The organism is Sphingomonas astragali, assembly GCF_051400615.1.
Lineage (GTDB): Bacteria > Pseudomonadota > Alphaproteobacteria > Sphingomonadales > Sphingomonadaceae > Sphingomonas.
Genome location: NZ_JBLFFH010000002.1, coordinates 1,359,398 through 1,370,702, shown reverse-complemented (window position 1 = coordinate 1,370,702; position 11,305 = coordinate 1,359,398). Strand labels below are relative to the sequence as shown.

Here is an 11,305-nt window from a genome sequence, read left to right as displayed (position 1 = left end):
ACTTAGCCCATCCCTGAAGGGGAGGGGCTCAGGATGAACCGTGACCCTGGGATGCCGGTCGGGACCTCCGCTTCGCAGCGGTTCTCCTTTGCAATGTAGGATTTCGCGTGCTTGGCTCGGGCTTCCGGCGCTGCCGCGGCGCCGGCCCGCTCTTTGATCCCGTCCATCTCGTCCGTGTCGCGCGCACGCCGCGTCGGCGTCGCGTCGCTGTCGCATCCACGTCGTATCCGCTCCTAAACACACGACGCGAGTCAATTTAGTCAACATTTTCGGTCAACCAATGCTCCTGCGAAAGCAGGAGCCCAGGCCGCAAGCAGGATCTCCGTAATCCGGGGCTCCTGCTTCCGCAGGAGCACGCTGTCCGTCACGGCCTCCGCTTCGCCGCCGCATCATCCAGCAGCAGCACCCAGTCGTTGCCGGGCCGCGGCGTCCCCGGCGGCGTGAAGCGGCGTTCGCCCGCGTTGGCGAAGACACCGATCGCCCTCGTCTCGCCGGTACGGGGCGAATACCACGCGGCCCGCACCCGCTTCCCCGCGATGACGCCGAGCCGTATCCGGAACGGCTTGCCGGTGTAGCTATAGGCCATCGCATAGTCCCGCCCGCGCGTCGCCAGCACGCGCTCGTAACGCTCGCCATTGTCGAGGATCAAGCTCTGGTCCGGCACCCGCTCGAAGAACGGCCGCGACAGCATCAGCGTCTTGAGATGCCGCATCTGCCCCGCACCCGGAGCGTCGAGCGCCACGTCCCAGCGCAGCTCGGCGCCATAGGCGGGCTTGTCGCGGCCCGGCACGTACATCTGCATCACGCTGTTCTCGCCATAGGTATGGCCGAACGCCCCGGCGAACACCGCCCACCAGGCGTAGCGGCGCACGTCGTCCGCCCCCCAGCGCGGCTGGGTGACGTCGTGCAGCCCGCGCGGGATGGTCTCGTAGGACGGCTCGCCGTCGATCGTCGGCTTGGCCGGCGTGCGTGCCCAGTCCTCGGCGACGAAGCGCCAATTGTCCTCGCTGCGCGCGCCCGGCTCCTCCTGGGCATAGCTGCGGTGGCCGGACTGGAACATGTTGAAGTCGAGCCACGCGGCTTGGTGAAAGGTCCAGGACGAATCGGTGCGGCCGAAGGGATGGAAGGTCATCAGGTGCCGCCGGTCGACCGCCTTGATCGCCGTCCCCAGCGCCTGCCAGGTCGCGGTGTTCTTGTCTCCGGGCGTGTCGCCGCCGTTCAGCCAGACGATGTTGGGCTTGTCGTGATAACGCTCCGCCAGGAATCGGCCATAGGCGGCGGCGGTCTCGGGTGTCAGCTTGCCCGCGTCGGCGAGCGATCCCCACGACGGCACCAGCGCGAGGTAGATGCCGCGCGCCGCGGCGCGGTCGACCGTCCAGTCGAGATGGTCCCAATAGTCATACTCGCCGGGCTTGGCGGGATCGGCGCCGGGGGTGGTCCGCGGTCCTGACGGATCGCCGTTCTCGAGCGCCGGCGCGTCATAGCGGTTGGTCATTGCGGGACTGTGCAGCACCATCACCTGGATGACGTTGAACCCCTGCGCGGCACGCTTGGCGAGATAGCGTTCGGTCTCCTCGCGGTTCAGGCGGCCCAGCATCAGCCAGCCGGTGTCGCCGAGCCAGAAGAAGGGCTTGCCGCCAGCCCCGAGGAAATGGCCGTTGGCGGAAACATGAAGCCACGGCGTCTTGTCCGCGGCCATCGCGACGGGGGAGGCGATCAGGGCGGTTGCAAGCAGGAATCGACGGAGCATCGGCATCTCCATGGCTTGGGTGGCGCGGTGAAGGCGATAGCGAGCGTCCCCAGAACGAAAAATTCCCCGCGGCCGAAGCCGCGGGGGAGTGGAGGAGAGTGGATGACGAAGCGGACACCGGCCGGAACCTTATGTCGCCGCTCCGGATCAGAGCTTGAACCGGACGCCGGCCATGACCTGGATGTCGTCGATCGAGTAGTTGCTGGGCCGCGTCTCGACATCGTAGTAGGTGAATTCCTTGCGCCGCAGCAGGTTGCTGCCTTCCAGCGTGACGGTCACGTTCTTGGTGATGTCGTAGTTGATCGACGCGTCCAGCCAGCCGTAGCCCTTGGTGTAGACCGGCAGCAGTTCGAGCCCGCCGCCCGTGAGCGGGATGCCGTAGATGCTGCCGAGATATTTCGTCCGGTAGTTGTAGGCGACGCGGATCGACAGCCCGTCCTTCTCGTAGAGGCCGCTCAGGTTGAAGCTGTGCTTCGAAAGGTTGGGAAGCGGCGTGCGGTAGCCGGCGATCGCGCTCGGCGTGTTGCTGTCGACGAAGGTGTAGTTCGCCTGAATGCCGAGCCCGTCGAACGGCGCCGGCAGGAAGTCGAAGAAGGTCTGCCCGCCGACCTCCAGGCCCTTGATCGTGCCATTGTCGCCGTTGATCGGCTGCTGGATGATGTAATCGATGCCGTCGATGAGTTGACGGTTGCCCATGGTGAAGATGAAGCCCTTCACCTTGCGGTAGAAGCCGGCGAGATAGACCGAGCCGGTGCGCGAGAAATAATATTCGAGCGATGCGTCGAGCTGATCGGCGCGCAGCGGCTCCAGGTTGGGATTGCCGCCAGAACCTTGGCCCTGCGCCGGAACCAGCGTCAGCGCAGGCGAGAGTTGGCTGAACGTCGGGCGCGTCAGCGTCTTGGACGCCGCCAGGCGCAGCTGGAGCTGATCGGTGAAGCGGAAGCGGACGTTCGCGCTCGGCAGCACGTTCGTATAGTTGTTGTCGATCGCCACCGGCGTGATGACGCAATTGTTCTGGGCGTCGCAAATGCGCTGGTTGCCGTTGACGGTCAGATTCGTCTTCACGACCCGCACGCCGACGTTGCCGTCGATGCGAAGCGGCCCGTCCACGTTGAACAGCATCTCGGCATAGCCCGCCGTCGTCTTCTCGGAACTGTCGAAGATCGACGTGGGGTCGACCGCCGGCGCAGTGGTGAAGCCGAGCTTCTGGCGGATCGCGTCGAAATCGCTGTGTAGCGGCGAGGCGATCGCGGTCAGATAATCGTGCTCCAGGCCGGGATCGCCGCTGAAGTAGTCGGTGAACGGCATCGGCTGGAACAGATCGGCGAATCCCGCAGCCGAGGTGCCGGCCGGCGGATTCTGGTAGAAGCGGATCGGCGTGAACGTGGTGCTCATCTTCTGATAGCGCACGCCGGTCTTGAAGCCCGACAGGAACGGGCTCTCGATCTTGAACTCGGCGTCGAGCCTCCCCGCATACATGTCGCCGCGATAGTGGTTCTCGCTCCGGGTCAGCGCGCCGACCTGGTAACTGTTGATGTCGGTGAGATCGACGCCCTCGAACAGCATCGACGGTCGGCTGCCGCTGAGGTCGAGCGTCGCCCGCGGCGCCACCGCCTTGAGGTCGAGCTCCGAGTAATAGAGATCGTTGCGCGACTTCTGATAGGTGAAGTCGCCAGAGATGACAGCCTCGTCATTGTCCCAGCGGCCGCCCACCGAATATTGCTGGTTCCGGTCTTCGGTGTTGCGCTGGACGCCATAGGTGGAGATCGGCAGGTTCACGAACGTGCCGCTCTGGAAATCGTCGGTCCCTTCGAAGGTAGTGACCGATCCCGGTTCGACCGCGATTCCGTTGGTCGGGTTGTTCAGGCCAAGCTGCTGCTGGCGTGAACGGAACGCCTGATAGCTCGCCTGGGCGTAGAGCTCGAGCTCCGCGCTCGGCTTCCACTGGAACGTGCCGTCGAGGCCGATGCGGCGGCGCTTGCCGTTGATCAGCGGCTCATAATCGCCGTTGGGCGTGTATATGGTACGGCCGGCGATAAGATCGGTGCGCTTGCCGGGCGCGCCGGCGGAGATCACGTCGGAGCGGAAGGCGCGCTCCTGGTACGAGCCGCTGAGCAGCAGGCCCATCTCGCCGATGCCGGTGTCCCATTTCTTGGACACCAGCAGCGAGCCGAGCGGCGAGATCTTGTCGGCGAGGTCGGAATAGCGGCCGCGCAACGTCCCGGTGACGGTGAAATCCTCCAGATCGAGCGGCTTGCGCGTGCGCAGGTCGATGATGCCGCCGATGCCGCCCTCGATCAGGTCCGCCGTAGGCGTCTTGTACACATCGATGCCGGCGAGAAGCTCGGACGGGAAATCCTGCAGGTTGTAGCTGCGCCCGCCATCGGCGGTGAAGATCGCGCGGCCGTTGAGCGTGGTCAGGACCTGATTGAGGCCGCGGATGGCGACGCTGCTGCCTTCGCCGCGATCGCGGCCGATCTGAATACCCGACACGCGCTGCAGTGCCTCGGTGGTATTGGCGTCGGGCAACTTGCCGATATCGTCGGCGACGATCGAGTCGACGATGGCGTTCGCGTTGCGCTTGCGGCCTTGCGCCGACTCGAGGCTCGCGCGGATGCCGGTGACGACGATGTCCTGCTCGGCCTCGGGCTGATCCGTCGCCGTCTGGTCAGCGGGGGCCTGCGGCTGCGCGTCCTGCGCATAGACGGCGGCGGGCAGGCCGACGATCGCCAGCGTGGCAACGCCAGCCAGGGCACGGGTGATCACTCGCATTTCCATCCTCCCCAGGAGTTTCTGGTTTACGCATATAATACTATTTAAAGTGATATATAATACTATTTTTGCAATCAACCCTGTTTTGAATGCAGCTGCTCGGAGCGGCTCGCTGCCCGTGATCGGCCTTGGGCGATCTTCGTCGGGCAATGTCGCTACGACGCCTACGCGCCCACGCTCGACACACGGCACGCTTGCGGGGGCGCGCGAAAGCATCCCAGTCCCGCGCTGGCTGCTGGCCGATAATCCGGTCTGGAAATCCGTTCCTAGCCGACCTATAGGCCGCCGAAGTCGATCGCTGGCTCCCGAGCGTGCCGGGCGGCACGCGGGTGTGGCGGAATTGGTAGACGCAGCGGATTCAAAATCCGCCTCTGGCAACAGATTGTCGGTTCGAGTCCGACCACCCGTACCAGCCTCTTCGATCGAGCTCAGTCCGCTGCGGCCGTGACGATGAAGCCGTTCTCCACCTTAACCGGCCAGGGCGCGAGGCTTGCGCCGTGGCAGGGACCGCCGACGCAGCGGCCGGTGGCGATCTCGAACAGCGCCGAATGCCAGCTGCAGGCGATGAGCTCGCCCGACGGCGCGAGATAGTCGTCGAGCGTCTGTGCGAGCGGCAGGCCCATGTGCGGACAGCGGTCGACATAGCCGTGGACGCTGTCGCCCTGTCGCACCACGAAGCCGTGGAACCGCCCGGCGTGGAGCTGGATCACGAAGCTGCGCGCGGCTCCGGGATCGACGAGGTCGAGCGGCCCCAGCCGCACGCCAGCCGGGGTGGCATAGACCCGTTCGTCGGCGCTCACGCCTCGCGCTTCGCCGCCGGCACCTCGGCCTTGCGGAAGCCGGACCAGCAGTCGTCATAGTCGAGCTGCGCCAGCGGCGTCTCGGTCGCGAAGCGGGTCGGGCGGAACACGAAACGGCTTTCGAACATGAAGGCCATCGTATTCTCGATCTTGTGCGGCCTGAGTTCCGCCCTGACCGCACCATCATAGCTCGCCTGGTCGGGCCCGTGCCCCGCCATCTGGTTGTGGAGCGAGGCACCGCCCGGCGCGAAGCCGCCGGCCTTGGCGTCATAGGCGCCATGGATCAGCCCCATGAACTCGCTCATTACGTTGCGGTGGAACCAGGGCGGGCGGAAGGTGTCCTCCGCCACCATCCAGCGGGGCGGGAAGATCACGAAGTCGCAATTGGCGGTGCCGGGCGTATCGCTCGGGCTGGTCAGGACGGTGAAGATCGACGGATCTGGATGGTCGAAGCTCACCGTGTTGATCGTGTTGAAGCGGCGCAGGTCGTAGCGGCACGGCGCGAGATTGCCGTGCCAGGCGGCGACGTCGAACGGCGAATGGTCGAGCATCGTCGTCCACAGGCGCCCCTGGAATTTCTGCACGATCTCATAAGGCTCGTCCGAATCCTCGAACCAGGCGACGGGCGTCTCGAAGTCGCGCGGGTTGGCGAGTCCGTTGGCGCCGATCGGGCCGAGGTCGGGCAGGCGGAACAGCGCGCCGTAATTCTCGCAGACATAGCCGCGCGCCGCGTCGTCCAGCAGTTCGACCCGGAAGCGCAGGCCGCGCGGGATCAGCGCCACCTGCTGCGGTTCGACCGTCAGCACGCCCATCTCGGTGACCAGCCGCAGCACGCCCTGCTGCGGCACGATCAGCAGCTCGCCGTCGGCATTATAGAAGGCGCGTGCCATCATCGACAGGTTGCAGGCATAGAGATGGACGGCGACGCCTGCTCCGGCAGCGACATCGCCGTTGCCGCAGTAGGTGACGAGCCCCTCGACGAAGTCGGTGGGTTCGGCCGGTAGCGGCAGCGGGTCCCAGCGCAGACGATTGGGGGAGGGCGGCAGCTCGTCGAACGGGCCCGAGCGGATCAGGGAGGGCCGCTCGTACGGCCGGTATGCCGGGTGGTTGGCGGTCGGCCGCAGCCGGTAGAGCCAGCTCCGCCGGTTCTCGCCGCGCGGCGCGGTGAAGGCGGTGCCCGAAAGCTGCTCGGTGTAGAGCCCGCAGGGCACCTGCTGCGGCGAGTTGCGCCCGACCGGCAGCGCGCCCCCGACCGCCTCGGTCGCGAAATGGTTGGCGAAGCCGGTCATATAGTCAGGCATAAATCCTCACCATGTTCGCCATCCCGGCGGAAGCCGGGATGACGGAAATTTGCATCACGCGTCGACGGTGATCACCCCGCGCCTGATCTGGTCAAGCTCGATCGACTCGTAGAGTGCCTGGAAGTTGCCGTTGCCGAAGCCTTCGTTGCCCTTGCGCTGGATGATCTCGAAGAAGATCGGGCCGAACATGTTCTCGGTGAAGATCTGGAGCAGGATGCCCTCGTCGCCGACGTTGCCGTCGATCAGGATGCGGTTCTTCCTGAGGCGCTCCAGGTCCTCGCCGTGGCCGGGGACGCGCTTGTCAACCAGCTCGTAGTAGGTCTCGATCGTGTCCTGCAGGCGCACGCCGCGCTCGCGCAGCTTCTCGACCGTCTCGTAGATGTCGTCGGTGGTGAGGGCGAGGTGCTGGATGCCCTCGCCGTTATAGTCGCGGATGAACTCCTCGATCTGGCTCTTGTCGTCCTGGCTCTCGTTGAGCGGGATGCGGATCGCATGGTCGGGGGCGATCATCGCCTGGCTGAACAGGCCGGTCGCCTTGCCCTTGATGTCGAAATACTTCTGCTCCTCGAAACCGAAGATTCGGGCGTAGAATTCCGACCACATCCGCATCTGGCCGCGACGGACATTGTGGGTGAGGTGGTCGAGCAGGTCGAGCCCGACCGAGTTGCGCGCGGCCGCCTCGCGCCAGCCGGGGGCCTCCTCCCAATCGGCGAAGGGGTCATTGTCGACAAGATAGAGCAGCGACCCGCCGATGCCCTCGATCGCCTTGGCGCCGGGCAGGGCGCTGTCGCTGGTGTCGGCTGCCGTGGCGCCGCGCTCGACCGCCAGCGCGTGGGCGCGTTCGGCGTCGGCGACGTTGAACCCCATGCCGTTGGCCGAGGGGCCGTGCAGCGCACGGAACGCCGCCGCCTGACCCTCGCCCGCATTGAGGATGAAGGCGATGCGGCCCTGGCGGTAGAGCGTCAGCTTGCGCTTGGGCACGCGCGCCGCGGGAACGAAGCCGAGCTGCTCCAGCTGCGCCGCCATCGCCGCCGGATCGGGCGATGTGAACTCGGCGAAGGCGAAGCCGTCGAGCCCGAGCGGATTTGCCTGATCGGTCATCGAAACCTCCGGATATAGTAACAAATGAAACCAATACGCCGCGTGGATATGGTGTCAATTGCAACGATGTCGAGGTGGGTTGGTTGCTCCTGGCAGGGGGTGAGCTGACGGAGGGTGAAATGATGCTCCTGCGATGACGGGACCGACGCTGCCGAAGTTGACCAAATTGACTCGACCGCGCGGTTTCGCGCGGGCCGCACGAGGGGAGCCGGGGCGGACGCGGCGGCGAGGCGGCAGTTATGCGCCGCTGATGCGGCACCGACGCGCCACCTTGGCGCCACCCGTGCGACATCGGCGCGACGGGTAGGCGGCGCATCGGCGCCGGGTTCACGACAACTGCGCGGCGATGACGCGTCACAGATGCGCGCCTGATGCGACAAGCGCGGCGCAGCTGGCGGAAGGCTCTGGAGCGACTGCTGTTCCATCGACGATGGTGGAGCAGATGGAGTCCTACATTGGAAGGGATTTCATGGCGTGAACTCCGGCGATCCCGAAGGTCGCCGGCGTCGAAACCGGCCGCGGGCTTAGAGCCTGCTTGGAAATGCGCCCGATGGCGCATTTCGGCGGCTGGCGCCGTATTTCCAAACAGGTTCTTAGCGAATGCGCCTGAAGTGGAAGTTGCGCACGAAAGGCGCGCCCGTGCCGTCGACGTTGGCGGCGGATTCGGTCATCTCCTTGCCATCGGCCGAAACGGCATAGACGCGCACCGATCCCAGAACCTTGTTCTTGGACAGGCTCATGACGAGCACATCAGGCGCCGGAGAGTTCACCGCGGCACTGTCCGCTTCGCTCGTATCGCCTTCGCCCGGCGCCATCTTGCCGTCGCGCCGATACTGGACCGCCATGTGCCTGACGCTGTCATCCGGCGCGGTAATGTCGATCTTCGTCCGCCACTGGCCCGAGCCGGCATCTTCGAATGTGTACGTCACCCGCTTGGGGAGCGGGCCGTAGCTGTCGGGCATCCTCGTCAGGTCCAGCTCCCATTCGCCGAGGAAGGGCGACTGCCCGGCCGCCGGCGGATGTCCCGGTTGCGCAATGGCTTGGCCGCCAACGATCAGAGCTGCGACGGCGGCAGCGGGGAGGAATGCTTTGAAGCGTGGGTGTGAGCAAGGCATGGAACTCTCCTTTGTTTCGAGGCATGGCCTCGGCGTTGATTTCCGGCGATAACTCGCGTCGCCTCGCGGCACCGCTTGCAGGCGTGCGGCCCTCGTCTTCGGGGCGGTGCTCCCGAAGTTCGGCAAACAAAAAGGGCCGGAAGCGTTACCCGGGCTGTTCGTTCGCGGCCGCGGGGAAGAGCTGGGCCTGCCAGCGTGCGATCATCGAGACAGCCGCCAACTCGACCACCAGCACGGCCCCCTGCAGCAGCGCCTGGCTGCCGTCGAGGAAGAGGACGCCCATGAAGAGGACGAGCGTCACCGCGCTGGCTACCGTGCGCATTCCCAAGCGCGTGACGCCGGCCCAATCGCGCTCGAGCATCATCCAGGCGATGCGAAGATGCCCGAGGGCGATCAACAGCTGGAGTAGCGCCAGCGAGGGGATCGCCGCCTGATAGACGCCGCGCAGCAGGACTTCATATGCGCCGCCCTCCAGCAGCGCGCCGGAAAGCCCGTGCCGGCCCGGATAAAGATAGGGGAGTCCGAACAGCGCGCTTCCGATCTGAAGAGCGGCCATCGGGATCATCAGGCCGAGCGCCAGGGCGTAGTTCGTCAGGACGAAGCGGCCTTCCTCCTGCGTCAGCAGCTCTCGCCAGGCCGCAGCGAGACAGCCGGTGGCGAACCGCAGCGGCTTTCCCTCGGCTATCGCCGTCTCGAATTCCACCCGCATCGCCGCCGACCATTCGCGACGGCTCTCACCCAGGCAACATACCGCCAGGGCCATCACCGCGCGCGATACTGCCGCCCTCACGCGGGCAACGCCTTGGAGGGAAGGGCCTCCCGATCGCCGGGCATCTGCAGCGCGAGCGCGAGGCCGGCGGCGGTCAATCGGTAGGCGTGCCGGGCAGGCCGGCCAGGCTGCGCCGGCTCGCGCCACTCGGCCTCGACGAGCCCCTGATCGGTCATCCGCATCAGCAGAGGATAGAGCGTCCCGGACGAGAGGCCGGTCTCCTTCATGAGATCATAGCCATGCCGCCATTGCTGTCGCTGCGCGGATAGCGCATCGAGGAGGACACGCATCTGCTTCGAGGGGTTTCGCTTCCGGGCCATGAGATCAATACAACATATGTAGATTTAAGAGTCAACCGGCTGGAATCTCCCGTGCAAGGGAGGGCGACCGCCGGCGCAGCCGGTGGTGGAGGGGGGCGCCCTATCGAGATGGGGTACACCCTTCCGTCAGCCGCTCGCTGCTGCCACCTCCCCTTCCAGGGCAGGATCTGGATGTCGATCGGCCCTAGCGCCGCCGCGCCCCGGCCAAGCGGACGTCGGCAATGGTGGGATAACCGTTCACCGCCATCAGCAGGTCGGCCTCGGCGAGGATGCACTTGAGGACGTGCGCCGCCCCCTCGGCACCGCCCAGCGCGAGACCATAGGTGTAGGGCCGCCCGATCCCGACCGCGTGGGCGCCGAGCGCGAGCGCCTTCACCACGTCGCTGCCCGAGCGGACGCCCGAATCGAACAGCACCGGCACGTCGCCCGCGGCCGCCACCACGTCCGGCAGCATGTCGATCGCGGCAATCCCGCCATTGGCCTGCCGGCCGCCGTGGTTGGAGCAGTAGACCGCATCGGCGCCGAGATCGATCGCGCGGCGGGCGTCGTCGCCGTGGCAGATGCCCTTCAGCACCAGCGGCAGCTTCGTGATCGACCTGAGCCAGGCCATGTCGTCCCAGGTCAGCACCTTGCCGAACAGCCCCGCCCACAGCATCACCGCGGCCGCGGGGTCCTGCTCGGGCGGCTTGCCGAGCAGCTTCCGGAACACCGGATCGGAGGTGTAGTTGGTGAGCACCGCACCCCGCAGCTGCGGGAAGTTGGCGGTGTTGAGGTCACGCGGGCGCCAGCCGGTGACCCAGGTGTCGAGCGTCACCACCAGCGCCTTGTAGCCCGCCGCCTCGGCGCGGTGGACGAGGCTTTCCGCCAGCTCCTGGTTCTTCGGCGTGTAGAGCTGGAAGAAGGCGGGCGTGTCGCCGCATTCGCCGATCACCGCCTCCAGCGGATCGTTCGACAGCGTCGAGGCGCAGAGCGGCACGCCGGTCATCGCCGAGGCGCGGGCGGCGGCGAGGTCGCCGTGGCCGTCCTCAGTGACGATGCCGGTGACGCCGATCGGGCTCATGAAAACAGGAGAAGGCAGCGCGAGCCCGAACAGCTCGATCGAGAGGTCGCGTTTCGTGCAGTCGACCATCATCCGCGGCACCATGCCCCAGCGGTTGAAGGCGCGGGCGTTCTCCTCCTGGGTGAACTCGTCGCCGCAGCCGCCCTGGACGTAGTTCAGCACATGCGGCGGCATCGCCGCGCCGGCGCGGGCGCAGAGCGTCGCATGGTCGACCGGCAGCTTCGGCACGATCCCGCGCAGCCCCGCGCCGTAGATCTCGTTCTGGTAGTCGCCGTAGTGGCCCATCGTATCGCATCCTCGCCTGCCTATGTGTCGGC

General features: G+C 66.4%; 9 protein-coding genes and 1 tRNA gene. 1 reads left to right on the top strand and 9 read right to left on the bottom strand.

Annotated elements, in window-relative coordinates; all coding sequences use genetic code 11:
- Positions 1 to 364: 364 nt before the first annotated feature.
- Together ACMGER_RS14525 and ACMGER_RS14520 are read right to left on the bottom strand one after the other, a co-directional pair.
- The gene (locus ACMGER_RS14525; protein WP_436812832.1) at positions 365 to 1,750 is read right to left on the bottom strand and encodes a glycoside hydrolase family 140 protein; all 1,386 of its coding nucleotides are present in this window, start codon (positions 1,748 to 1,750) and stop codon (positions 365 to 367) included.
- A 147-nt stretch (positions 1,751 to 1,897) separates the two neighbouring features.
- A complete protein-coding gene (locus tag ACMGER_RS14520; protein ID WP_436812831.1) occupies positions 1,898 to 4,522 on the bottom strand; it encodes a TonB-dependent receptor in 2,625 nt (874 codons plus the stop codon).
- 325 nt (positions 4,523 to 4,847) lie between these two features.
- On the opposite strand from ACMGER_RS14520, the gene ACMGER_RS14515 reads away from it, so the two are divergent.
- Positions 4,848 to 4,934, top strand: a tRNA-Leu gene (locus tag ACMGER_RS14515).
- Between the two features lie 16 nt (positions 4,935 to 4,950).
- Here ACMGER_RS14515 and ACMGER_RS14510 read toward each other — a convergent pair.
- The 7 genes from ACMGER_RS14510 to ACMGER_RS14480 form a co-directional block, all read right to left on the bottom strand.
- Positions 4,951 to 5,322 carry a Rieske (2Fe-2S) protein gene (locus ACMGER_RS14510; RefSeq protein ID WP_436812830.1) on the bottom strand — a complete coding sequence of 124 codons (372 nt, stop codon included), beginning with the start codon at positions 5,320 to 5,322 and terminating at the stop codon, positions 4,951 to 4,953.
- On the bottom strand, positions 5,319 to 6,611 hold the full coding sequence (hmgA, locus tag ACMGER_RS14505; protein WP_436812899.1) for a homogentisate 1,2-dioxygenase: 1,293 nt from the start codon (positions 6,609 to 6,611) through the stop codon (positions 5,319 to 5,321). The genes ACMGER_RS14510 and hmgA overlap by 4 nt, the downstream gene beginning before the upstream one ends.
- A 66-nt stretch (positions 6,612 to 6,677) precedes the next feature.
- A complete protein-coding gene (gene hppD, locus ACMGER_RS14500; RefSeq protein ID WP_436812829.1) occupies positions 6,678 to 7,724 on the bottom strand; it encodes a 4-hydroxyphenylpyruvate dioxygenase in 1,047 nt (348 codons plus the stop codon).
- A 593-nt stretch (positions 7,725 to 8,317) separates the two neighbouring features.
- On the bottom strand, positions 8,318 to 8,686 hold the full coding sequence (locus ACMGER_RS14495) for a hypothetical protein (protein WP_436812828.1): 369 nt from the start codon (positions 8,684 to 8,686) through the stop codon (positions 8,318 to 8,320).
- 298 nt (positions 8,687 to 8,984) lie between these two features.
- Positions 8,985 to 9,602 carry a hypothetical protein gene (locus ACMGER_RS14490; protein WP_436812827.1) on the bottom strand — a complete coding sequence of 206 codons (618 nt, stop codon included), beginning with the start codon at positions 9,600 to 9,602 and terminating at the stop codon, positions 8,985 to 8,987.
- Positions 9,603 to 9,625: 23 nt separating this feature from the next.
- A complete protein-coding gene (locus ACMGER_RS14485) occupies positions 9,626 to 9,898 on the bottom strand; it encodes a PadR family transcriptional regulator (protein WP_436812898.1) in 273 nt (90 codons plus the stop codon).
- Positions 9,899 to 10,112: 214 nt separating this feature from the next.
- Positions 10,113 to 11,273 (bottom strand): alpha-hydroxy-acid oxidizing protein, encoded by a 1,161-nt coding sequence (locus tag ACMGER_RS14480; RefSeq protein ID WP_436812826.1) that lies wholly within the window; start codon positions 11,271 to 11,273, stop codon positions 10,113 to 10,115.
- Between the last annotated feature and the right edge of the window lie 32 nt (positions 11,274 to 11,305).